Source organism: Candidatus Pantoea gossypiicola (assembly GCF_008632075.1).
Lineage (GTDB): Bacteria > Pseudomonadota > Gammaproteobacteria > Enterobacterales > Enterobacteriaceae > Pantoea > Pantoea gossypiicola.
In genome coordinates, this window is sequence record NZ_VWVM01000002.1 from 1 (window position 1) to 22,487 (window position 22,487).

The window sequence follows — 22,487 nt, forward strand, 5'->3', positions numbered from 1 at the left end:
AGCATGAAGTTGAAGATAAACAACTGTCGCTTCATGAGGTGTGAAGAGAGGGCTCTAAGAGTCCGAACTTAGTACGCCCCTATGGGGCGGAAAACAAAGCCGCCTTCTATGAAGGCGGATTTTTACTGCTGACCTTTTGCCCTCATCGATCCCTGAACCTTATCACTGGTAATCTCCCTCTGAGCCTTTACTATGCTGTGATCCCATTGCAACAAGGAGTACATGGTCATGAAACTGTTTTGCAAAGCAGGAGCCTGCTCTCTCTCTCCCCACATTGTCATGCGCGAATGCGGTCTCGACTTCACTCAGGTGAATGTTGATCTGGCCACAAAACTCACTGAGCGGGGCGATGATTTCCGCCAGATTAACCCTAAAGGCCAGGTGCCCGCGCTGCAGCTCAGCGACGGCAGCGTGCTGACAGAGGGCGTTGCCATTGTACAGTATCTGGCTGACCTGAAGCCCGATCGCCATCTGCTGGCTCCGGTCGGTAGCCTGACGCGTTATCACACCGTGGCGTGGCTCAGCTACATCGGCAGCGAGCTGCACAAAAGCTTTGGGCCGCTGTTTCGCCCGGGTTATTCCGACGAGGTGAAAGCGCAGACGCGCAGTCAGCTGGAAGCGAAATTCCGTTATGTCGATGCGTCATTGCGTGACAGACAGTGGCTGACGGGGATGCATTTCAGCGTGGCGGATGCCTATCTGTTTGTGGTGACGCGCTGGGCAAAAGCGCTGGGACTGGATCTGTCCGGCTTTACGGCGCTGGAGGCGTGGTTTGATCGGGTCGCGGAGCGTCCTGCGGTGCAGGCGGCGCTGAAAGCGGAAGGCTTAGCCTGAGTGAACAGGGCCGGTTAACCGGCCCTGATGCGTTACAGCTTTTCTGCCGTGAAGTGCTGCGTCGGACTGGCGATGGCATCCTGGGCCGCCACCAGCTGCAGCTCATACTCGCCCATCTGATGGGTTTTCAGCATCACCTCATAGACCGCCGCAGTGACGTGCTCCAGCGCATCCTGCAATGATTTACCGTGCAGCAGATTCACCAGCAGCAGACCGCTGGTGAGATCGCCTACGCCGACCGGCTGACGGACGCCGAAATCGACCAGCGGACGGCTGATGTGCCAGGCGTCTTCCGCCGTTACCAGCAGCATCTCAAAGCGATCGCTGCGACGCCCCGCACGCGCCAGGTGCTTCACCAGCACCACGCGTGGTCCCTGGGCAATCAGCGCCCGTGCAGCGTCGACTGCCGCGTCGACGTCGGTGACAGTGCGTTCGCTCAGCATCTCCAGCTCAAGCAGATTCGGGGCAATAATATCGCTGGCCGGCATCGCCATCTTGCAGTGAAACTCCGCGACGCCGGGTGCCACGATGCAGCCTTTCTCGGGGTGACCCATCACCGGATCGCAGAAGTACCAGGCATTTGGGTTAGCCGCTTTGACCTGCTGAACAATCTGCAGAATCTGCTCGCCCTGCTCTGCCGAACCCAGATAGCCGCTCAGCACCGCGTCGCAGGTCTTCAGACGGTCAATGTCTGCAATGCCTTTAACGATGTCGGTTAAATGCGTGGCAGGCATCACCGTGCCGGTCCAGTGGCCATATTGCGTATGGTTGGAAAACTGAACGGTATTCAGCGGCCAGACGTTTGCCCCCAGGCGACGCATCGGAAACTCAGCCGCCGCATTACCGGCGTGACCAAAAACAACGTGCGACTGAATCGCTAAAATATTTTTCACTTGTTTGCCCTGTCCTGCCTTGCCATAAAAAAGGGCCGGAAACCGGCCCTGAAATCTTACTGCCAGTTAATCAGGCAGTAATGTTTCTTGCCGCGACGCAATAGCGTAAAGCGGTTAAACAGTTTGTCGCTGTCGCTGAAGCGGTATTCCGCATCAGACTGCTTTTCACCGTTCAGAGAAACGGCGTTGGAGCCAATCATGGTACGCGCCTGACCGCGTGACGGCACCAGCTCTGCTTTCACCAGCGCCTGCTGCAGATCGTCTTCAGCGCCCAGGGTGATGGTTGGCATACCATCCTGTGCCAGTTGCTCGAAATCCGCTTCAGTCATGTCGCTCACGGAACCAGAGAACAGGCTCGCCGTAATACGCTTCGCTGCCGACAGACCCGCTTCGCCATGCACCAGACGCGTTACCTGCTCAGCCAGCACATACTGCGCACGCGGTGCGGTGCCGCTGTTTTTGTCCTCTTCTTCCAGCGCGTTGATCTCTTCAATGCTCAGGAAGGTGAAGAACTTCAGGAAGCGATAGACATCGGCATCCGCGGTGTTGATCCAGAACTGATAGAACTTGTACGGGCTGGTTTTCTTCGCATCGAGCCAGACTGCGCCGCCTTCGGTTTTACCGAATTTGGTGCCGTCAGACTTGGTGATCAGCGGAACGGTCAGGCCAAAGACCTGGTTCTGATGCAGACGACGGGTCAGGTCGATACCGGAGGTGATGTTACCCCACTGATCGGAACCGCCAATCTGCAGCGATACGCCGTGACGCTCGTTCAGGCAGGCGAAATCATAGCCCTGCAGCAGATTGTAGGAAAACTCGGTAAAGGAGATGCCCTGATCGTCACGGTTCAGACGCTGCTTCACCGCTTCTTTATTGATCATCTGGTTAACGGAGAAGTGTTTGCCGATATCACGCAGGAAGGTCAGCACGTTCATGCTGCCAAACCAGTCGTAGTTGTTGGCGGCGATTGCGCTGTTGCTGCCGCAATCGAAGTCGAGGAAGGGTGCCACCTGCTGGCGGATCTTCTCAACCCATTCATTGACGGTGTCGCTGGTATTAAGTTTACGCTCTGCGGCTTTAAAGCTCGGGTCGCCAATCAGGCCGGTTGCACCCCCGACCAGCGCCACCGGCTGATGGCCGGCATCCTGAAAACGCTTCAGGCAGAGCAGCGGTACCAGATGGCCCAAATGCAAGCTGTCAGCAGTGGGGTCAAAGCCGCAATAGAGCGAAATTGGCCCCTGCGCCAGTTTCTCTGTTAACGCGTCTTCATCCGTCACCTGGGCGATAAGGCCCCTCTCCTGCAATTGTTGTATCAGGTTACTGCTGGTCATCACTGACTCCAAATTGATCAGACTGCACCTATGCTGGTACACAGCTTTCCGCTGAGTTGCGGAATCGAAAAAAATGAGGGCTATAGCATAAAGCGCTGACGCCTTCTGTGCCAGCGCTGATAGGGGGAAATCATGCAGATTCAGGGTGCCAGACGGTCGATTTTCCAGCCGTCGTGATCGCGCTGATAGATGAAACGATCGTGCAGGCGATGTTCGCCTCCCTGCCAGAACTCTACTGTGTGAAATTTCACCCGGTAGCCACCCCAGAAGCTGGGCAGCGGCACGTCGCCCTGCTGGAACTTCTGCTTAAGCTCAAGAAACTTCCCTTCCAGAATGCCACGGGCAGAGATCCGGCTCGACTGCTTCGACACCCAGGCACCAATCTGACTGTCGCGCGGGCGGCTGTGGAAATATTTCAGCACCTCCAGCGGCGACAGTTTTTCCACTTCGCCCAGCACCATTACCTGACGTTCCAGGTAGTGCCACGGGAAGTGCAGGCAAATGCGCGGATTGTGCGCCAGCTGCAGCGCTTTGCGGCTGCCAAGGTTGGTGTAAAACACCATGCCCTGCGCATCAAAGTGTTTCAGCAGCACGATGCGCTGCCACGGCTGGCCCTGCTCATCCACGGTGGCCACGGTCATTGCCGTGGGATCGGGCAGTTTTGCTTCACACGCCTGGCTCAGCCACTGTTCAAACAGGGCTATCGGATCATCCGGCAGATCCTTACGACGCAATCCGCCGCGGGTATATTCGCGCCGCAGATGGGCAATGGTGTGTAGCGTTTCGCTGTCGCTCATAATGCTCGCCTTTTCAGATAAAGAGTCAGCTGGCAGGTTGCAGCTCACAATCATTCACGACGATTTTATCGTTACGTTCGATAAATGCGCCGTTTCCTTTGGACCAGAACACATAGGTGTTGTCGCTGTAGCGCGCGCCGGAGGCGGATGCCGTCTGCTTCAGCGTCAGGGGCTGGCCATCCATGATGAAGCTCACCTGCTCGTTCGCCTCATCCAGCGTCACGGTCAGGGGCAGAGTTCCGCAGCGATAGTGCAGGGTCTGCGGCGACGGTGGCTGTTTATGCATCAGGCTACAGCCCGAGAGCAGCAGCACCGCGGCAACGGTTAATCCTTTCAACATAAGCGGGTCTCCTTTATGAGTGAAGCTGGCATTATAAGAAGGATTTTGCGCGAAGTAAGTGGGAATCCGCGCCAATCTGGTGGATGCTGTCAGGCAGCCTGAATTATTGCGCGTTTTCAGGCGGTTGTCTGAATGCACAGGCCGCGTTCTCAGGCTACGCTCTATAGATCTTAAGCGAGGAAAACCAACATGAAATTTGATAACGAAGATGCATTTAAGCTGGCCGTGGCGTTTATGAACCATAAAGAGAATGCCACCGTCGCCAGCAGCTACTTTAAAACCTTTATCGACACCTACCAGAAATTTGACCGCTGGCTGAGCGCATCCGACCCGGTCAGCGCCATGAAAGCGGAAAAAGCGGCAGCCAAAGCCGGCGAAGACTCCATTCTTTGATCCCCTTCTTCACTGGCCCGGTAGTCATCAGGGTATCGGGCCAGCGGACATGATCAGCGGTTAACGCTGGTGCAGATGATTACCCCTGGGGCGACTCTGGCTTTAACGAACAATATCTGCTCTGGCTGCCGTGCTTATTTCCCCACATTGGCGTCACTTTTATTCCGGCCTGGTAATGCCTCTGCTGAAACGGCATAAACAGCCATGCTCATTTGCAATAAATGCTATTTCCCGCCGTCACTCCCGCAAATAATCGCTACACCCCCCTTTTTTGTCTAAAAAATCGGCAGCGAAGCGTGGCAGGCCCAGCAAACTCTATAAAGCCGTCTATGCTGTAAGCGTCTGGTTATACTTCATGGAGTTGAAAAAAATGAAAATGAAATCCCTGTCAGCCATTGCTTTGCTGGCGCTTTCTTTAGGTACGCTGGCAGGCTGCGCCTCGAATCAGTCGATTAAGACCACTGATGGCCGCACCATTGTCACTGATGGCAAACCGCAGATCGATTCAGATACTGGCCTGGTTTCTTATCGCGATGCTCAGACAGGAAAAACTGAGCAGATCAATCGCAATGAGATCAGTAATATGAGTGAACTCGACAACTAATATAAGGTGAATAAGATGAAAAAAGCGCTGATTTTACCTCTCGCCGCATTGATTGGTATGACCGTATTAACCGGCTGCACCCGTACCAGTTATGCGATTCAGACTAACGATGGACGCACCATTATTAGTGATGGCAAGCCTTCTGAGTCAGATGCCGGCCTGCTGGCTTACACTGACGCCAATGGCGTGAAGCAGCAGATTAACAAAGCGGACGTTAAAGCGGTCTCTGAAGTACCGAAGAAATAAACCTGGCGCTATCGTTCAGTAAATAAAGCCGCCCATGGGCGGCTTTATTTTTGCCTGCGCTTAGCACGACATGTGGCACCCACGAGGTTCCCCGCCACCTGCCGGTTTTAATCAGAAATATCCGTTATTCCTCGGCAATAATATGGCAGGCGGCATGACAGTAATCGTGATTCACCTGCTTATTACTTATCTGAATTTCAGGCAGCCTTTATCTTTTTTAACCAGCTTAATAGCTCAATATGATTTATCCGTAAACCAGCCATCTGCTTTTACTCTTTATTATCATAGAGTTATCACTCTACTTAAAGGTTCATTTTATTTTTAATAATTTCAACTGCCTTTATCGGCGGTTTCCGATCTTTTAGTCCGGATTGCCTTTAACTAGACTATTCATTTCGTTATTCAATCAGGAGGTCGCTGATGGTTTACCATGATAAATCAATCGGTCATATGATTCTTGGTGAAGCTGCAATCAATCTGGCGTTTGAAGAGCAGGAGATTACACTGGTATCACTGATTCGCCAGCTGGGTGAGATGGCTGAAAACGAACGCAGCGATGAGCGCGTCGCGCAGATTGCTGATGCACGCAACTGGCTCAAAGGCTTTATCAAGGCCTCGACGCGCGACCGCGCCGAATTAAACTGGCTGGTCGAGACCGGACAGGCGCCGGTTTACCTTAAAGATTATCGTTAATGTGCTGAAGGATGACGCCGTCGGTTCAGGGTGCCAGGCCTTGCCTGGTGCCCTTCAGCATTTCTCAGCTCCACGTCAGTTTTGTATTTCCCTGTTTATCGCTAAGTGCTATGTAAATAGCACAAAAACTTCCCTCTTCTGCGCTGAAATAGCTGTACAGGCTCACTTTTTTTGTATAACTTTGCCGCGAACCGATCGCTTTTCCATCACCTGACAGGAAATCACCTATGTACCCGAACCAGAGACTGCCGCGGACGGCAGACGATATTGCCCGTTATTTTAATGCGGCAAGCCTGCCCTCACAGCAGGAAACGCTGGGCCAGGTGGTGGTGGAAATTCTGCATGCGGGCGGGAACGTAAACCGTAAATCGATCTGCACCAAACTTCTTCGTCGGCTGGAAACAGCGTCTACACAGGAAGAAGAGCGCCACTACCATGCTCTCATCAGCCTGCTGTTTGGTCGTTAAGCAGCGGACGCTCTCTGCCAGCGACTTCTGTTAGTGCGTCAGCGGCTCTCCGCTTTCTGTCACCTGCTGTTGCAGCGGGTGTTTCGCTGCGCGGGTTTCAAATCCCCCCTGGGCAGCAAAAACAGAGCAGCCAATAGCGGCTACGAGTGTCAGTAAGATTGAGGTTTTCACGAAGCAGACCTTAATTATTACGCTACAGAATAAAACGTAAAAGCCTGGCACATAAACAGCGTCGGGAAAAGCGTACTGCAAACTTTCTCTGTGCGAAAAACGCGGGCGGAGAAATGCAGGTGTATTGACCCGCCCCGTAACGATTACCCCAGTACTTTTAATGCCAGCGCCAGCGTCTGCTGTTCATTGGTCACATCGCTGACCTTGCCTGCAACCCGCATTCCGTATGCAATGCAGAGGATTAAACCGGCTGCCGCTTCATTGTCCAGCGTATTATCGATTGAGCCATCCCGTTGCCCCAGCTCCAGCAGCGAGACCAGGAAGCGCTGATTACGCCGAACCACCTCATCAATGCGCTGCGCCAGCGCCTGATCCATCGTCTGCAGAGCAATGGCGCTGGCAACGACCAGACAGCCGCGCCGCCCTTCAATGGCACGCGCCGAGTCCAGATAGAACTGCAATAGCTCAGTTATTTTTTCCCGTCCGCTGACACAGGTTGCCAGACGACGGCGCAGCTCGGTATTTCTGAGTAACAGATAACGTTCAAACACCAGCAGAAAGAGCGAGCGCTTATCTTTAAAGGCCTTATAGATGCTGCCTGCGGAGAGGTTCATCGCCTCGCCCAGATCGCTTATTGATGTGGCGTGATACCCTTTTTGTCGGAAAACGATCATGGCGTGATCCAGAGCCTGTTCAATATCGAACTCTCTGGGACGTCCCCGCTCTTTGTTTTGTTGCACTGTCGCTGTTGTGATCATTGTTACCGGTCTGGGAAGTTCGTTCCTGTCAGAATCAGCCCGGATTCTATCCCAGGCACGGGTAACAAGTATAGATAGCGACAATCGACCAGCGGTCTGACACTGACGGATATCCGTTTCTGTCGCCTGATGATCAAGGGAAGTAACCGGTTGTGCCCTGAAACCCGACACAGGTTACAGGGCGAACCGGTCACGATTCACTCAGATAATAACGCGGTCTCTTTGCGGCGCTCTGCCCGTTGCTGCCTGCGTTGCTGGGCGTTTATTTTGATTAGCCATAACATAAACTGCTTAATGAGCAGACTGGCGTGGTGCTCATTGTCAGCAAAACATAAAAAGAGTCGGGTTTTTATATTGCTGTTGTCGTCGACCACATAAATCTCATAGTCGTCGTGGTGGCGGGATTGAATGATTGCTGTGAAATGTATTGCAGGCCAGAGCATCACTCTGGCTTCAAACTCTCTGAAATCCATTATATTTACCTGGTTATTTTTTTAAAATGCCCGATGAAAAACTACACATCGAGCCAGGTAAAGCATAACTTCCTGTTACTTAAATCGCGTGATAAAAAAAGCTTTTAACAGACGCTGCTACGTCAGCAACAGAGGAAGCCGGAGCCGCGCCTACTTCACCGCAGCTACCGGCAAATCCGTTACCCGTGTGGTATAGGCAGGCGACAGCATCTCGCGCTTCATCGCCCAGGCCTTATTGATCCCCTGCCCGGCAAACCACAGTTTTCCACTGCCGGTTTTGTTAATTGTATCAATCAGCTGCATCAGCTCCTGGCTGTTGCGGCGCGGCTGATGCTCGTCAAACAGATCAAGCTGGGCCACGCCCTGACTGAAAAAATCCCCCAGCACGATGCCCGCCTTGATATAGCGATATCCCTTAATCCAGATGTTATCCAGACACGCCATTGCAACATTGATGATGTCGCGGGTGTCCTGCGTCGGGATCAGCAACGTCTCTATAGACTGATTGCCATAAAAGGGTTCGTCAGTCGCGTGCGGGCTGGTGCGCAAAAATACGCCTATCTGACGGCAGTATTGATTCTCACGACGCAGTTTCTCTGCCGCGCGCTCCGCATAGGCACAGACGGCTTCGCGCATCTGGTCATAGTCGGAGATGCGGCTGCCAAACGAACGGGAACACATGATTTGCTGCTTATCCGGTGTCACTGACTCCAGTTCCAGGCAGGATTCGCCACGCAGTTCTCTGACGGTGCGCTCCATCACTACGCTGAACTGTTTGCGAATGGATTCGGTGCTTTGATCGGCCAGATCTTTCGCCGTTATGACGCCCATAGCGTTGAGCCGTTTGCCGATCCGGTGCCCCACGCCCCAGACGTCAGCCACATCAATCAGTGCCAGCAGCTTTTTCTGTCGTTCGGGGTCCGATAAATCAACAATGCCACCGGTTTTGCTCCACTTTTTAGCCGCAAAATTCGCCAGCTTGGCCAGCGTTTTGGTCTGGGCAATGCCGACGCCGACGGTCAGATGGGTCTCTTTGCGGATCCGTTCTTTGACCTGCCGGCCAAAGGTCTCCAGCGCCATGCAGTTCTGCACGCCGGTGAGATCCATAAACGCCTCGTCAATCGAATAGATCTCCACCGAGGGTGCCATCTCTTCGAGGATGGTCATCACCCGCTCACTCATGTCGGCATAAAGCGCGTAATTGGAGCTGAAGACCTGTACCGCGTGACGCGTCAGCTCTTCGCGCATTTTAAAATAGGGCGCGCCCATTTTTATACCGGCTTTCTTTGCCTCGGCGCTGCGCGCAATCACACAGCCGTCATTGTTCGACAGCACCACCACTGGTTTGCCTTTCAGATCGGGCCGGAAAACGGTTTCGCACGACGCATAAAAGCAGTTCACATCGACCAGCGCGAACATGGTCAGTGCGTCGATTTAATAACAAAGGTCACAACACCAAATACCTCCAGCGCATCTTCGGTCTGGATAGCGATCGGTTTAAATTTGGTGTTCATCGGCATCAGTTGCAGGCAGGGATGAAGCTGAAGACGTTTAACGGTAAATTCACCGTCGACGGCGGCCACCACGATATCGCCATGTGAGGCGGTGAGCGAGCTGTCAACCACCAGCATATCACCATCATTAATGCCCGCCTCAATCATCGACTCGCCGCTGACGCGGACAAAATAGGTGGCGCTGGGATGCTGCACCATCAGCGCATTGAGATCGATACGTTGTTCGACATAATCCTGCGCCGGAGAGGGAAATCCGCACGGCACACGTTCGATATAAAGCGGTAAAGGCATAACGGCGCGAATGTCCGCAGGTTTAATGAATTCCACAATTTCACTCCTTGCTCAGATTACTGTATATAAATACAGTAATGGCTAATCCCCCTTTTAATCAAGTGACACGGAACATTTTTAAGTAAAGCAGTTGATGGTAATGCACTTTTTTAACCCTCTTTTTTCTTACTGCTGCGCGAGTAAGCGGAAACGGGTTACTTTTGCCGCAGCACGGGAATATCAGCGTTTTTTTCTTTCAGTAACTAATCTTATAAATTCACCCGCTGATTATTTTTACTTAAGGAAAATCTGACAACGTCTCTGTGGCATTTGCCGAGGTTTGAATATTCAGAGCGGGCTGGTTATTCTGCTTTTTTTAAGGCATGGAGGAGTTATGGCAGACGACGATCGAATTAAACATCTGGAAGAAGCCGTTGCGCAGTTAACGGTTGAGACCACGGTATTAAAAGCGATACTCGGTCAGCAAATTGCGCTGAATAATCTCAACTACAAAGGGAAGTTTGACGATGTGCTGGCCGCGCTGGCGAAAGAATATGCCGAACGCGGTCTGGAGGAAGGCAATAATCAGGCAATCCATGACGCCCTGCGTCAGTATATTAAATATGAGCCACCCGCGATGGAATAGGACTTTCCGGCAGCGTCCGCTCACCGGACGTTACCGGCTCCTGAACACTGCCATCTTCTGACCCGTCCCGGCAGCAGCCTGAGGCGCTGCGGGTTAGTCTTTAAGCCTGGCTATCACTCTCCAGCGCATCCTGAATCGCATCAGCCAGATTACCAATTTCATTCGCCACGGCCTGCAGGTCCCAGGAAGCTTTTGAACCGGTTGCTGATGTTGAAGCGCTGACTGACTCCTTTGCCACTGACAGCGCCGCTGCCACAGCCACTGAACGTTTATGTTGTTCCTGCGTCACGCCCGCAGGCGGAATCGCAAAATAGTCGTGAACCATGATCATTTCCTTGTGATGAATAAGGGCTCAACCTTAGCCTTCTGCATCAGGCGTGGGAAGTGAATTATGTGGCATGACCTGTCAGGCGGACAGGATTGCAGCAGCCGTGTTGCGTTGTCTGCTTTTCCTGCGCAAAAAACCTGTACAGGCTGTACAGGTTTTTTTGCTGAAATAACTGCCTGAACCGCTGTTGTATCATTTTTGCAGAGCCGCAAAGAAGAGACGTTACGCACAAGCGGACGCTCTCACCCTGCAAAAATAATCCTTTAACTCTCTGAATTAAATCATATAAACACTAAAAACCCGACACACTTCCGTTGTCTGCCTGCCCCTCAACACCTCTGACCAGTGATTTTTTGTCAAATTCTATTGTACAACTTTGCCATCTTTGTATAACTTTATCTCGTGATGTTAAATCACTTGTAACGAGGGTGCTTTGCACCGCATCTGAAGGTGTTGTGGATTTCCACCTTCAGATGCAATTTTTTTGCGTCAGCCGGTTACCGGATCTGTATCGACGCATTCCTCCCCAATTTTTTATGAGGCCTGACATGCAAACAACGATGAATACAGAGTCTCAGATTTCTGATTACTTCATGAACTCTGGTACAGCGCTGACCACTGAAAAACAGGTCATCGCCGCGGTCCATACTGAACTCGCGCGAGCCAAAGCCCATGTCTCCGATAAAGACATTGTGCTGGGCCTAATTCACCGCCTGGAGAGCGAGCGCGACGTGGTTAAGCAGGATATTTACCGTCAGGCTCTTGAACATGTTCTGCAGCGTGCAACGGCTACCAGCGAAAGCTAAAAACCTGTGTCTGTTATGACGGAACGCGAATTAGCACGGATGCTTTTCCACTACGGAATCGGCCCCTTTTAAAGGGGCTTTTTTATTTCTGCTGCACTGCATCACCCGCCTCTTTTTCATCTCACGCATTGCCTGCCCTGCCGGGCCACATATAGCTCTACTATTTACCTTTTTTGCCGCTTATTTCACCTTAAATTGCGATTAATTGCTCTCGGTTCGCTTTATTTATCCGATATCTGTGTCCAGGCTTTTTCTGCATCCACTGCAAACACAGACGAGGAAAATAACCATGTTTCATCATTCATCAAAACTTCAATTCCCGGTTCGTGTAGAGAAGCCCGATCCAGAGTTTGCCATGCTGTTACAGCAGGCCATCGGCGGCGTCGAGGGTGAGATTCGTGTAGCGATGCAATACTTTTTCCAGGCGATGGGCGCGCGGGGTGATGCGCGGATTCGGGATCTGCTGATCTCTACCGCCACCGAAGAGCTGAGCCATATCGAAATGCTGGGCTATGCCGTAGCGCTGAACCTTGAAGGCGCACCGCTCTCTTATCAGGAAGCGTCAGCGAAAGATCCGGTGGTTAATGCGATTCTGGGCGGCATGAATCCGCGCCATATTCTCTCTTCCGGTCTGGCAGCCATGCCGGTGAACGCCAACGGCATGCCGTTCGACATGAGCCACATCTACGCCTCCGGCAACGTAGCCGCCGATATGCTGGCTAACGTCACTGCAGAAGCCACCGGCCGCGTCCTCGCCACCCGCCTCTACAACATGACCGAAGATAAAGGCATGAAGGATTTCCTTTCCTTCCTGATCGCCCGTGACACCATGCACCAGCAGCAGTGGCTGGCGGTAATCGAAGAGATGGGTGGCCTGAACGCATCACTGCCGATCCCGAACAGCTTCCCGCAGGAACATGAGGCGCAGGAGCACTCTTACTACTGCCTGAATACCTCACTGGATAAACCGCTGCCGGAAGGACGCTGGAGCAGTGGCCCGGCTTACGATGGTCATGGTCAGTTCAGCGCGAAACAGCAGCCCGAGATTCTGGGTGATGAGCCGCTGCTCGGCAATGCACGTCCCGGCTCCGGTGCGCAGTCAGAGCAGATTGACGGCATCACGCCACCGAAACCTTAATTGCCCGCCTGTCAGGGAACGATGCCCTGACAGGTTTTTCCCATCTTTTTATGGAGGAGTCGTCATGTCATCCACTCAGCGTCCACAACCCCCTTTCGAAGAGCAGCAGCAGACGTGGCCTGGCAGTACCGCCGCGATGCAGCCACAGCCCGATCATGGTGAAGAGAGTTATCAGGGTTCAGGCCGTCTGGCGGGTAAAAAAGCGATTATTACCGGCGGCGATTCCGGCATTGGCCGGGCCGTGGCGATTGCTTTTGCCCGGGAAGGTGCTGACGTGCTGATCTCTTATCTTGATGAGCATGAGGATGCGCAGGATACCGCCCGACTGGTTGAGGCCGCCGGTCAGAAAGCCGTCCTGGTGCCTGGCGACATTACCGATGCGTCACACTGCAACGCGCTGGTCGATAAAGCCGTTGAAGCCTTTGGTGAAATTAACATTGTGGTGAATAACGCGGCGTATCAGATGACGCGCGAATCGCTGGATGAGATCGGTGACGACGAGTTTGATCGGACGATGAAGACTAACCTGTACGCGATGTTTTACATCACCAAAGCGGCCACTAAACATATGCCTGCAGGCGGGTCGATCATTAATACGGCCTCGATCAATGCTGACCAGCCGAAACCGAAACTGCTCGCCTACTCCGCGACTAAAGCCGCCATCGTTAACTTCTCCGGTGGCCTGGCAGCCCTGCTGGCGGAGAAAGGCATCCGTGCCAATGCGGTCGCACCCGGTCCCATCTGGACACCGCTGATCCCGTCGACCATGCCGGTTGAACAGGTGAAAAACTTTGGCAGTGAAGTACCTCTGCAGCGTGCCGGTCAGCCTGCTGAGCTGGCACCCACCTATGTGATGCTGGCCAGTGATGAAGCCAGCTACATTTCCGGGGCGACCATCGCCGTCACGGGCGGCGTGGCGATTATTTAACGTTTGCCGATTCCCTGGTCGCTTCGGCCAGGGGATTCCTTATCAGCTTCTGCGCTATCCCCCACTGATAAAGCGGTTCCCGCGCCAGATTTTTCATTTTCACTTCACACATGATGTCGAAAGCCTGAAACGACAACGCCCAGCCATTCAGCGTCGGATTGAAGAAGAAGTCTGAGTGCGCCCGCAGTTTGCTTTTGCTCACACCCAGCTGCTGCTGATCGGGCCAGCCCTGTTCGGGAATCATCCCCTCCTGTGAAATCGAATAGTGAAGCACCGGTCGCACGCCGCGCCAGGAGTCGATGACCCTGGCCACACGCGCGTCATCCGGCTGAATAAACTCACTCTCTTTCACCCAGTGATGGTGGATATCCAGCACGACCGGACAGAGCGATGCCGCCTGCAGCACATCATCCAGCGAGCAGGAGATCTCATCATTCTCCACCGTCAGCATCAGCCGTGCCTCCGGGCTGAGCTGATTAAATGACTGTTTAAAGCCGTCGAATCCTGCCTTACCATTCATATGGATGTTGATTTTAAAATCCTGGAAGGTCTTGCCGTAGCCCATCAGACAGGCGCAGAGCGTGTGATACTCCACATCCTCCAGAGCACGCACCACGACATCGGGATTATCAGAGGCCAGCACGGTATATTGGCCCGGATGGAAGGAAAGCCGGATGTCATGCGCCCGCGCCAGCTCACCACAGCGGGCAAACAGCGGATAGAGTTCAGGCAGGAATTCCGCAAACAGCGGCGTCGCTTCGGGCACCGTATAAAGCGGCAGCAGATCGCTGCCGATACGCATCATTCGCAGCGGCGCGGGTAACGTAGCCAGATGCTCAAGCGTCAGGTAGAGATTATTGAGATTGGTAACGGTGATCTCATGAACCAGCTGATGACGTTCAGCGTGCGGTAAACTCAGAAATCGTTTACGGGTCGTCGCGCGAAACGGGAAAAACTGTTTGCCGTCGCTGTTGAGATACTTACATGCAAAGCCTAATTTCATGACTGCTCCTGATTGATGCTTATCAGAAGTGTAACAGGCCTCTGGCGACCAGCCAGTCGCGGGCCACAGAGGCAGAGTGAATAATGACAGGGAGAGAGACTATGCAGGGTCACGCGATCCAGCGCATCGCTATCGACGCGGCTGAAAGGCTGCCCGCCGCCGAATCGGGCTATCCGTTCGGGCCGGAACATCAGGTTTTTAAAGTGTGTGGAAAAGTGTTTTTACTGCTGACCGAACTGCGGGGCGTGCCAATTATCACCCTGAAATGCGAACCGCAACAGGCGGAGCTGCACCGGGTCATCTATCCCTCGATCACTGCCGGTTACCATATGAATAAGCGCCACTGGATTACGGTTTATCCCGGCGACGGCCTCTCGCCAGGTCTGATTCAGCAGCTGGTTGAGGAGTCATATCAGCGGGTGGTGCGCGGCATCCCCGCCTCACGCCGCCCGGTGTGGGTGGGATGAAGGCGGCCGGATGGGATGAGCATTATCCCGCGTCAGAGAGAAAGTGTGTTTGATGGCAGGAATAATCTATAGCAGGACCAGAATCAACGCCTGCCATCCTTAGTCAGTCAGAGGGAAATCTGAGGATTTTCAACGCCACAGGCGCGGGCATAGCGGGCGAGTGTTTCAACTGTGGCTTTATCTGCGCGACGTTCGGTGCGTGAGACTGCAGAGGGACTGACACCGAGTGCCTCTGCGACCTGGGCGCTGGTCATTCCCGCGCTTTCCCGCCATTTGGCTAACTGCTCGCGCAGGTGCTCTGCCCGAACCTCAGCCTCATAATGCTCGCGAACAACCGGATCAGATAAAATTTCTTTGCGGGCCGTCGTCCACGCAACTGATTTTTTACTCATCGTTTAACATCTCCTCTAAACGGTGCGCCGCTGCGATCATGACTGCTGCTGGCGTTTTTTTAGTCTCTTTCACAAAAGCTTTCAGGATAAAAATACGTCTGCCTTTCTGATAAACATACACCGCTCGCCCAATCTCATTTGCCTTCGCCCTGAGCTCAAAAAAACCCGACCCTAATGGTTTGGTATCAGGCTCTCTCAAATCAGTTCCACGGGTAGCCAGTTTATCTATTTGCCGGGCTAGCTTAGCCCGGAGCATCTCTGGCATTGCCTTAATTTCAGCGAGCGCTTCCATGTGTATCGTTATCTCAAACATAAATCCTCCGTTGGCGTTAAGTTAACTCATGAGTTAACTTAACTCAAGGATCTATATCTTTCACAGACGGGGTAAATGAATGCAGTCGCCATCTTTGCAAAAGAGCCCTGAATCGTGAGTCATCCTATCCCGCACGGCACTCAGTGGTGCAACATCTCATCCACCACCTCTGCATTCATCATCTGGTAGGGATAATAGGTCGGCCAGTTGTCCATCTCCGCCAGCAGGGCCTGCTGAGACGCGTTACCCATAAAGATATGGAAATGGGCGGACTTACGCGGCCCGATGGTGTGATCGCTGAACTGCACATATTTCGGTGCCTTGCTGCTGGCGTCCTGACACTCGAACAGGTAGCGCACCCCTTTCTTCCCGGACGTATAGGTCAGGATTTTGTGGCCTGCATAGTGATAGTGGCAGGCGCTGACCTTATCGCCGACATGGAACTCCATCACGCCATTTTCGATCCCAATGGTATCGACGTCGGTGGCGTAGCCTTTGCGATAGTAGGCCTTGTACTGCTCTGCCGTTTTACTCTTGTCCTGCTGCGCTTTCTTCTGCCAGACCGGGTCCAGTTCGCCACTTTGCAGCAGGGGATAGACCGACTGCCAGATTCCATCCCAGTCAGAGAGCGGACGATCTTTCACATCGCCGTCAGCGAAAACCCCTTCCGCCGCCTTCTGCTCCATCGCTGACAGCGGTTTGCCATGTGAATGCGTGCCGTGTGCCAGCGTCTGCGGGCTGATTAGCAGCGCGCCCACGATCCCAATCCATTTACCTGCGTGTTTCGTCAAAGCCAGATCCTCAGTCAACGTTACAAAATGAAATGTTATGATATAACATTTCTTATATCAACGTAAAATCTCGCCTGACTCTATTAATTTTATTTATTGGTTAGTGACCTCGTATGGCACATCACACGCGCCTGCAACGGGCAAAGCTGGCGTGGTATCAAAACGGGTTGCCCGCATAGCAGGCGCGGGCTGACAAACCGCTAAGCCAGACGGCACAAGGTGTGAATAAGCGAAGCGAGAATAAGCATTCAGTGATAAGCCCGGTTTTGCTGTCGGATGAAACAGGCGCTGTCGCTAAGGTTAAATAGTCGAATTAGCCTCAGCATTGTTCAGGTTGTTCTATATTTAGTGTCGCCGAACGTAAAATAACAGCTGGAGCATGGATTAATGTCGAAAGAAACCGAGAAGAAACCCCTGAGCGAACGCGCGCCGACCACCGGCCCGGAATCATCAGAGCCGGGGCTGGGATCGCTGGCACCGAAAGATGGTTCACATCAGCCCCCAGCCGAACCGACCCCGCCAGGCAAGCAGCCTACCGCCCCAGGCAGCCTGAAAGCGCCACAGACGCACAACGCCAAACTTGACCAGCTTGAAGCCAGCCGTAAAAACGGCACCGACCGCGCCCTTACAACCAACCAGGGCACACGCATCGCCAACGATCAGAACTCACTGCGTGCCGGTTCGCGTGGTCCGACGCTGCTGGAAGACTTTATTATGCGTGAGAAGATCACGCACTTTGACCATGAGCGTATCCCGGAGCGTATCGTGCATGCCCGTGGCTCTGCCGCACACGGCTATTTCCAGCCGTATCGCTCCCTGAAAGATCTGACTAAAGCGCAGTTCCTCAGCGATCCCGAGCAGACCACCCCCGTCTTCGTGCGTTTCTCCACGGTTCAGGGCGGTGCAGGATCTGCCGATACCGTGCGTGATATTCGCGGTTTCGCCGCCAAGTTCTACACCGAAGAGGGAGTGTTTGACCTGGTCGGCAACAACACGCCGGTATTCTTCATTCAGGATGCGCACAAATTCCCTGACTTTGTGCATGCCGTGAAGCCAGAGCCGCACAACGAAATCCCGCAGGGCCAGAGTGCCCATGACACCTTCTGGGATTACGTCTCTCTGCAGCCGGAAACCATGCACAATGTCATCTGGGCGATGTCTGACCGCGGTATTCCACGCAGCTATCGCACCATGGAAGGTTTTGGTATCCACACCTTCCGCCTGATTAACGCCGAAGGCAAAGCGACCTTTGTCCGTTTCCACTGGAAGCCGGTGGCCGGTAAAGCCTCGCTGTTGTGGGACGAGTCACAAAAACTGACCGGTCGCGATCCCGATTTCCATCGCCGCGATCTGTGGGAAGCGATTGAAGCGGGGGATTTCCCGGAATATGAGCTGGGCCTGCAATTGATCCCGGAAGAAGATGAGTTCAAATTCGATTTCGATATTCTGGATGCCACCAAGCTGATCCCGGAAGCCCTGGTGCCGGTGGAAATTGTCGGCAAGATGGTGCTTAACCGCAACCCGGACAACTTCTTTGCCGAAACCGAGCAGGTCGCGTTCCACCCAGGCCATATCGTGCCGGGTCTGGATTTCTCCAACGATCCACTGCTGCAGGGGCGTCTCTTCTCCTATACCGACACGCAGATCAGTCGTCTGGGCGGACCGAACTTCCATGAAATCCCGATCAACCGTCCGACCTGCCCGTACCATAACTTCCAGCGTCAGGGCATGCATCGTCAGGATATCGACACCAATCCGGCAAACTACGAGCCGAACTCAATTAATGACAACTGGCCGCGCGAAACGCCACCTGCTGCAACAGGCGGCGGCTTCGAAAGCTATCAGGAGCGGGTTGAGGGCCACAAAGTGCGCGAGCGCAGCCCGTCATTCGGCGAATATTATTCCCAGCCGCGCCTGTTCTGGAACAGCCAGACTGAAGTTGAGCAGCAGCATATCATCGGTGCCTACTCGTTTGAGCTGAGTAAAGTGGCGCGCGCCTATATCCGTGAGCGTGTGGTCGATCATCTGGCACGCATTGATACCAAACTGGCGCAGGGCGTGGCGGATAACCTCGGACTTGCCCTGACTGATGAGCAGCGCAATCTCCAGCCACCGGCTGCGGTGAACGGCCTGACCAAAGATGACAGCCTGAGCCTTTACGCTATCCCGGATGGTGAGATTAAAGGTCGTCAGGTGGCGCTGCTGCTGAGCGATGGTGTGAAAGCGGCTGATGTGCTGGCGATTTTGCAGGCGCTGAAAGCGGAAGGTGTGCATGCCAAACTGCTGGCACCGCATATGGGCCAGGTGCGCGCGGATGACGGTTCAGTGCTGCCGGTTGATGCCACCTTTGCCGGTCTGCCTTCTCTGACCTTTGATGCAGTCATCGTGCCGAATGGCAATATCGATGCTCTGCTGTTAAGCGGCGATGCCCGTTACTTCCTGCTGGAAGCCTACAAGCACCTCAAGGTGATTGGTCTGGTGGGCGACGCGCGCCGCTTTAAAGCGCAATTCGGCCTGGAAGATGCCGATCAGGAAGAAGGCATTGTACAGGGCGACTCGGCGGAGATCGCACTGATGTCGGATTTCACGCAGGCGATGAAAGCGCACCGCGTCTGGTCCCGCAGCCAGAAGGCACAGTCCGTTCCGGCCTGATGCGTTGAGTAAATAAAAAACCGCCTCCAGGGGCGGTTTTTTTATGCCGGAAAGCGTAGCACAGTCGCGTGCGCGGTGATCCGTAAGACGTTCCGTTATCAGAAGGTCTGCCAGTTCTCATTGTCCGTCACAGCAGCAGGCTGACGTTTTGGCACAGCAATCGCCTTCGCAACCGGTGTGGCGGAGAACGCCGTATGCAGACTGCCGGTTTTAAATACCGACACCGTTTTACGCAGGTAGCTCGCCTGCTCCTCCAGCGAGGCGGCAGCAGTGGCGGACTCCTCCACCAGCGCGGCGTTCTGCTGCGTCACCCCATCCATCTCAGAAACCGCAATGCAGACCTGCTCAATGCCCCGCGTCTGTTCGGTCGAGGATGCCGCAATCTCTTCGATCAGCTGCGTTACCCGGCTTACCGACTTCACGATGCTCTCCATCGCGGTGCCCGCCTGCGCAGCATGACCAGCACCGGTTTTGATCCGCTCGGCTGAGCGGTCGATCAGTCCGCGAATTTCCTGCGCGGCGCTGGCGCTGCGTCCAGCCAGCGAGCGCACTTCACCCGCCACCACCGCAAATCCACGCCCCTGTTCACCGGCACGCGCGGCTTCAACCGCAGCGTTCAGCGCCAGAATATTGGTCTGGAAGGCGATGCTGTCGATAATGGCGATAATACCGGCAATTTGATTCGAGCTTTCGCTGATCTGATCCATGTTGGCAATCACCCGGGCAACGGTCTCGCCACCCTGCAGGGCCGTCGCTGACGCCTCTTTCGACACCGTGGTCGCCTGCTGCGCATTGTCTGCGTTGAGTTTTACCGTCGAGGTAAGCTGCTCCATGCTGGCGGCGGTCTGTTCCAGAGCAGCTGCCTGCTGTTCGGTTCGCGAGGAGAGATCGGTGCTGCCGGCGGAAATTTCCGCTGCACCGGTGAAGATAGAGCGGGTGGCGTCATCGACCGAGGTAATGGTGACCACCAGCGCATCACGCATCTGCTGCAGCTCCTGAATCAGCTGGCCCATCTCGTTGCGGCCTTCCTGCTGAATCGCCGAAGTTAAATCCCCTGCCGAGATAGCGCGCATATGCGCGGTCAGCCTGGCCAGCGGGTTAATCAGCAGCTTCTGCAGTCCTATCCAGACAGCAACCCCAATCACGCCGGTGATCAGGCCGATGGTCAGCAGCGCCCAGAGTGCATCCGTCAGGCTGCGCTGATTGTGCAGAGAGGTATCTTTCATCAGCTGGATGTTCACCGCACGCCAGGCCTCATAGGCCGTGTCGAGCTGATCCTGCGCCGCCTGCGCTTCGAGGTTGCCATACGCCGGGTAGTTGCCCTGCTTCAGAAAGGTAATAGAGGCCAGCATAGTGTCACGCATCTGCTGATAAGCCGTCTGAACCTGCGTTGACTGGGCGTCGCCCTGTTCTGCTTTACGCGGCATCGCCTGCCACGCTTTAAAGTCTGCATCCGCGCTTTCCGCTGACTGACCCGCCTGCTCCAGCAGCGCAGCCATCGCCGCAAGGGATTTTGGGTCCTGCTGATTTTTCAGGAAACGGATTGCCACGCGATTGATGGTAACGCGGGTTTTAATCAGGGTTTTCACCGCATCGCTCAGGTGCTGCTGCTGCAGCGTCAGCTGCTCGGCCGCCACGAAGTTTTTGTCGGCTTTTGACACGCCGTTGTAGAACAGAAATCCGGTCAGGGTCAGTAACGTAATAAAGACGGCAAGCACCGCCAGAATACCGTGAGTTATTTTAAGATTTTTAAGCATGTCCGCAGACTCATATCAGAGGAGGTAAAACGGTTATCGGCCAGCAAGACATTTATCTGAGTGCAGTTGCAGAGAAGCCTGCTCTCCGCAACACGCCGGATGCAGCCAGCACGCCGTTTACGGCAGAAAAACGGGGCCGACGGAGCCTGGACGCATTCGGCGCTTAACAAGCGCCCCCGTGCTGTGGTTGAATTCGCCCCTTACATTTTTCGCACGTGGTTAACATGCATTACATTCAGAGTCTGATGAGTTTTATTGAGGGAAACCGGGTGCTGTCGATCGGCTTCAGCCTGCTGCTGCTGATTATGGCGGGGATGGTCACTCACCTGATCTGCAAATTTTTCATCGTCAAAGTGATCAGGAAGGTCTTTTTCAGCAGTCATAAAAAAGATGTTCCGCTGGATAAAGATGTCCGCCTCTCTCAGAAGCTGTCAAATTTTGTGCCGGTGATTGTGGTCTACAATTTCCTGCAATTCATGCCGGGCCTGCCTGAAAACCTGAAAGTGGCGATTCAGACCATCTGCGGCATTCTGTTTTTTGTCTATCTGTCGATCTTCTTCAACGAAGTGCTGGAGATTGTTAACAACTCCTACTCACGCAAATCGAAGCGCAAGAATCACTCGATCAAGGGCTATATCCAGATTGGCAAAATCCTGGTGCATATTATCGCTGCGATCATGATTCTGGCGATTATGTCCAACAAGTCGCCCGCGATTATTATCTCCTCGCTGGGTGCGGTCGCCGCGGTGCTGATGCTGATCTTCCAGCATACGCTGCTGTCGCTGGTGGCGAATATTCAGCTCTCCTCCAACGATGTGCTGCAACTGGGCGACTGGATTGAGATGCCGGACAGAAATATCAGCGGCGAGGTGATCGATATTGCGCTGCATACCATCACTATCCGCAACTGGGATAACACCATTTCGCGTATCCCGACCAAGAACTTCCTGACCGAAACCTACACCAACTGGCAGGCGATGTTCTCCTCGGGCGCGCGCCGCATCATGCGCAGCTTTTATCTTGACCAGAAATCGATCAGCTTTGTGAATCAGGAGATGCTGCAGGCGATGAGCCAGATCCGCCTCGCGGGCGAAACGATCACTGAGCTGCTGGATGGACGGGATATCAATGCCGTCGGCGACCGCTGGTTTATGGAGAACGGCATCACTAACCTCATGGTGTTCCGTAAATTCCTGAGTGCCTGGCTGGCCCAGCGTGATGATATTAAGAAAGAGATGTATATCGTGGTGCGGCCGCTGAAACCGTCGCCGGATGGGTTGCCGGTAGAAATCTACTGCTTCACCTCATCCATTTTCTGGGCCGATTATGAAAATACCCAGGCGGCAATTTTTGAGTATATCTATGCCATGGCCCGGTTATTTGAATTGCAGATTTACCAGCATCCTGCCGGTTCTGATTTCGCCCGTCTGGCGCAGCCGCGTCCCATTAGCGGGGATGCAGAGCCCAACGGCATGCCGTAAC

General features: G+C 53.9%; 28 protein-coding genes. 13 read left to right on the top strand and 15 right to left on the bottom strand.

Features of this window, described 5'->3' with window-relative positions; all coding sequences use genetic code 11:
- Nucleotides 1-228 precede the first annotated feature (228 nt).
- Complete coding sequence (gstA, locus tag F3I20_RS02290) at nt 229-834, top strand: glutathione transferase GstA (protein WP_150012922.1); 606 nt, start codon at nt 229-231, stop codon at nt 832-834.
- Nucleotides 835-866: 32 nt separating this feature from the next.
- On the opposite strand, the gene pdxY is transcribed toward gstA, so the two are convergent.
- From pdxY to F3I20_RS02310, 4 genes are all read right to left on the bottom strand, one after another.
- Nucleotides 867-1,727, bottom strand: a complete 861-nt coding sequence (gene pdxY, locus F3I20_RS02295) for a pyridoxal kinase PdxY (protein WP_150019634.1) — start codon at nt 1,725-1,727, stop codon at nt 867-869.
- A 56-nt stretch (nt 1,728-1,783) separates the two neighbouring features.
- Nucleotides 1,784-3,058: a tyrosine--tRNA ligase gene (gene tyrS, locus F3I20_RS02300; protein WP_150012918.1), complete on the bottom strand. Its 1,275-nt coding sequence runs from the start codon at nt 3,056-3,058 to the stop codon at nt 1,784-1,786.
- Between the two features lie 140 nt (nt 3,059-3,198).
- Nucleotides 3,199-3,855 carry a pyridoxamine 5'-phosphate oxidase gene (pdxH, locus tag F3I20_RS02305; protein WP_013357759.1) on the bottom strand — a complete coding sequence of 219 codons (657 nt, stop codon included), beginning with the start codon at nt 3,853-3,855 and terminating at the stop codon, nt 3,199-3,201.
- 25 nt (nt 3,856-3,880) lie between these two features.
- Entirely contained in the window at nt 3,881-4,195 is a 315-nt protein-coding gene (locus tag F3I20_RS02310; RefSeq protein ID WP_150012916.1) for an MliC family protein, read from the bottom strand.
- A gap of 189 nt (nt 4,196-4,384) precedes the next feature.
- Here F3I20_RS02310 and F3I20_RS02315 point away from each other — a divergent pair, with 189 nt between their 5' ends.
- From F3I20_RS02315 to ycgZ, 5 genes are all read left to right on the top strand, one after another.
- Nucleotides 4,385-4,588, top strand: coding sequence for a hypothetical protein (locus F3I20_RS02315; protein ID WP_061062381.1), 204 nt, complete (start codon nt 4,385-4,387; stop codon nt 4,586-4,588).
- Nucleotides 4,589-4,958: 370 nt separating this feature from the next.
- The gene (locus F3I20_RS02320) at nt 4,959-5,192 is read left to right on the top strand and encodes a YgdI/YgdR family lipoprotein (RefSeq protein WP_010245442.1); all 234 of its coding nucleotides are present in this window, start codon (nt 4,959-4,961) and stop codon (nt 5,190-5,192) included.
- Nucleotides 5,193-5,207: 15 nt separating this feature from the next.
- The gene (locus tag F3I20_RS02325; RefSeq protein ID WP_010245445.1) at nt 5,208-5,438 is read left to right on the top strand and encodes a YgdI/YgdR family lipoprotein; all 231 of its coding nucleotides are present in this window, start codon (nt 5,208-5,210) and stop codon (nt 5,436-5,438) included.
- 420 nt (nt 5,439-5,858) lie between these two features.
- Nucleotides 5,859-6,131 carry a hypothetical protein gene (locus F3I20_RS02330; protein ID WP_150012914.1) on the top strand — a complete coding sequence of 91 codons (273 nt, stop codon included), beginning with the start codon at nt 5,859-5,861 and terminating at the stop codon, nt 6,129-6,131.
- A gap of 227 nt (nt 6,132-6,358) precedes the next feature.
- Nucleotides 6,359-6,598 (top strand): regulatory protein YcgZ, encoded by a 240-nt coding sequence (gene ycgZ, locus F3I20_RS02335; protein ID WP_150012912.1) that lies wholly within the window; start codon nt 6,359-6,361, stop codon nt 6,596-6,598.
- A 30-nt stretch (nt 6,599-6,628) separates the two neighbouring features.
- On the opposite strand, the gene F3I20_RS02340 is transcribed toward ycgZ, so the two are convergent.
- From F3I20_RS02340 to umuD, 5 genes are all read right to left on the bottom strand, one after another.
- On the bottom strand, nt 6,629-6,769 hold the full coding sequence (locus tag F3I20_RS02340; RefSeq protein WP_223811730.1) for a hypothetical protein: 141 nt from the start codon (nt 6,767-6,769) through the stop codon (nt 6,629-6,631).
- 143 nt (nt 6,770-6,912) lie between these two features.
- A complete protein-coding gene (locus F3I20_RS02345; RefSeq protein WP_223813108.1) occupies nt 6,913-7,443 on the bottom strand; it encodes a TetR/AcrR family transcriptional regulator in 531 nt (176 codons plus the stop codon).
- Nucleotides 7,444-7,724: 281 nt separating this feature from the next.
- Nucleotides 7,725-8,000 (bottom strand): hypothetical protein, encoded by a 276-nt coding sequence (locus F3I20_RS02350; RefSeq protein WP_150012908.1) that lies wholly within the window; start codon nt 7,998-8,000, stop codon nt 7,725-7,727.
- Nucleotides 8,001-8,150: 150 nt separating this feature from the next.
- Nucleotides 8,151-9,419 (bottom strand): translesion error-prone DNA polymerase V subunit UmuC, encoded by a 1,269-nt coding sequence (umuC, locus tag F3I20_RS02355; protein ID WP_150038034.1) that lies wholly within the window; start codon nt 9,417-9,419, stop codon nt 8,151-8,153.
- A gap of 2 nt (nt 9,420-9,421) precedes the next feature.
- Nucleotides 9,422-9,841 carry a translesion error-prone DNA polymerase V autoproteolytic subunit gene (gene umuD, locus F3I20_RS02360; protein WP_013357748.1) on the bottom strand — a complete coding sequence of 140 codons (420 nt, stop codon included), beginning with the start codon at nt 9,839-9,841 and terminating at the stop codon, nt 9,422-9,424.
- A 337-nt stretch (nt 9,842-10,178) separates the two neighbouring features.
- Between umuD and F3I20_RS02365 the strand changes: the two genes are divergently transcribed.
- On the top strand, nt 10,179-10,430 hold the full coding sequence (locus F3I20_RS02365) for a hypothetical protein (protein WP_033779254.1): 252 nt from the start codon (nt 10,179-10,181) through the stop codon (nt 10,428-10,430).
- A 100-nt stretch (nt 10,431-10,530) separates the two neighbouring features.
- Here the strand turns inward: F3I20_RS02365 and F3I20_RS02370 are convergent, their stop codons facing one another.
- Nucleotides 10,531-10,755, bottom strand: coding sequence for a hypothetical protein (locus F3I20_RS02370; protein WP_033732545.1), 225 nt, complete (start codon nt 10,753-10,755; stop codon nt 10,531-10,533).
- A 551-nt stretch (nt 10,756-11,306) separates the two neighbouring features.
- Between F3I20_RS02370 and F3I20_RS02375 the strand changes: the two genes are divergently transcribed.
- The 3 genes from F3I20_RS02375 to F3I20_RS02385 all read left to right on the top strand — a co-directional run bounded on the left by F3I20_RS02375 (nt 11,307) and on the right by F3I20_RS02385 (nt 13,630).
- Nucleotides 11,307-11,564, top strand: coding sequence for a biofilm development regulator YmgB/AriR family protein (locus F3I20_RS02375; RefSeq protein WP_150012904.1), 258 nt, complete (start codon nt 11,307-11,309; stop codon nt 11,562-11,564).
- 289 nt (nt 11,565-11,853) lie between these two features.
- Complete coding sequence (locus F3I20_RS02380) at nt 11,854-12,702, top strand: manganese catalase family protein (RefSeq protein WP_150012902.1); 849 nt, start codon at nt 11,854-11,856, stop codon at nt 12,700-12,702.
- A 64-nt stretch (nt 12,703-12,766) separates the two neighbouring features.
- The gene (locus F3I20_RS02385) at nt 12,767-13,630 is read left to right on the top strand and encodes a glucose 1-dehydrogenase (RefSeq protein ID WP_135908952.1); all 864 of its coding nucleotides are present in this window, start codon (nt 12,767-12,769) and stop codon (nt 13,628-13,630) included.
- On the opposite strand, the gene F3I20_RS02390 is transcribed toward F3I20_RS02385, so the two are convergent.
- On the bottom strand, nt 13,623-14,633 hold the full coding sequence (locus F3I20_RS02390; RefSeq protein ID WP_150012900.1) for an apurinic/apyrimidinic endonuclease family protein: 1,011 nt from the start codon (nt 14,631-14,633) through the stop codon (nt 13,623-13,625). The two genes, F3I20_RS02385 and F3I20_RS02390, sit on opposite strands and share 8 nt — an antisense overlap.
- A 101-nt stretch (nt 14,634-14,734) precedes the next feature.
- On the opposite strand from F3I20_RS02390, the gene F3I20_RS02395 reads away from it, so the two are divergent.
- Entirely contained in the window at nt 14,735-15,100 is a 366-nt protein-coding gene (locus F3I20_RS02395) for an MmcQ/YjbR family DNA-binding protein (RefSeq protein WP_150012898.1), read from the top strand.
- A gap of 107 nt (nt 15,101-15,207) precedes the next feature.
- Here the strand turns inward: F3I20_RS02395 and F3I20_RS02400 are convergent, their stop codons facing one another.
- From F3I20_RS02400 to zinT, 3 genes are all read right to left on the bottom strand, one after another.
- Nucleotides 15,208-15,492, bottom strand: a complete 285-nt coding sequence (locus F3I20_RS02400; protein ID WP_150012896.1) for a helix-turn-helix domain-containing protein — start codon at nt 15,490-15,492, stop codon at nt 15,208-15,210.
- Nucleotides 15,485-15,805 (bottom strand): type II toxin-antitoxin system RelE/ParE family toxin, encoded by a 321-nt coding sequence (locus F3I20_RS02405; RefSeq protein ID WP_150012894.1) that lies wholly within the window; start codon nt 15,803-15,805, stop codon nt 15,485-15,487. Before F3I20_RS02405 ends, F3I20_RS02400 begins: the two co-directional genes overlap by 8 nt.
- Before the next feature lie 140 nt (nt 15,806-15,945).
- The gene (zinT, locus tag F3I20_RS02410) at nt 15,946-16,596 is read right to left on the bottom strand and encodes a metal-binding protein ZinT (RefSeq protein ID WP_150012892.1); all 651 of its coding nucleotides are present in this window, start codon (nt 16,594-16,596) and stop codon (nt 15,946-15,948) included.
- Nucleotides 16,597-16,983: 387 nt separating this feature from the next.
- On the opposite strand from zinT, the gene katE reads away from it, so the two are divergent.
- Entirely contained in the window at nt 16,984-19,248 is a 2,265-nt protein-coding gene (katE, locus tag F3I20_RS02415) for a catalase HPII (RefSeq protein WP_150012890.1), read from the top strand.
- Nucleotides 19,249-19,346: 98 nt separating this feature from the next.
- Here the strand turns inward: katE and F3I20_RS02420 are convergent, their stop codons facing one another.
- On the bottom strand, nt 19,347-21,005 hold the full coding sequence (locus tag F3I20_RS02420) for a methyl-accepting chemotaxis protein (protein ID WP_150038033.1): 1,659 nt from the start codon (nt 21,003-21,005) through the stop codon (nt 19,347-19,349).
- Between the two features lie 224 nt (nt 21,006-21,229).
- Between F3I20_RS02420 and F3I20_RS02425 the strand changes: the two genes are divergently transcribed.
- The gene (locus tag F3I20_RS02425; protein WP_150012886.1) at nt 21,230-22,486 is read left to right on the top strand and encodes a mechanosensitive ion channel family protein; all 1,257 of its coding nucleotides are present in this window, start codon (nt 21,230-21,232) and stop codon (nt 22,484-22,486) included.
- Nucleotide 22,487: the final 1 nt, after the last annotated feature.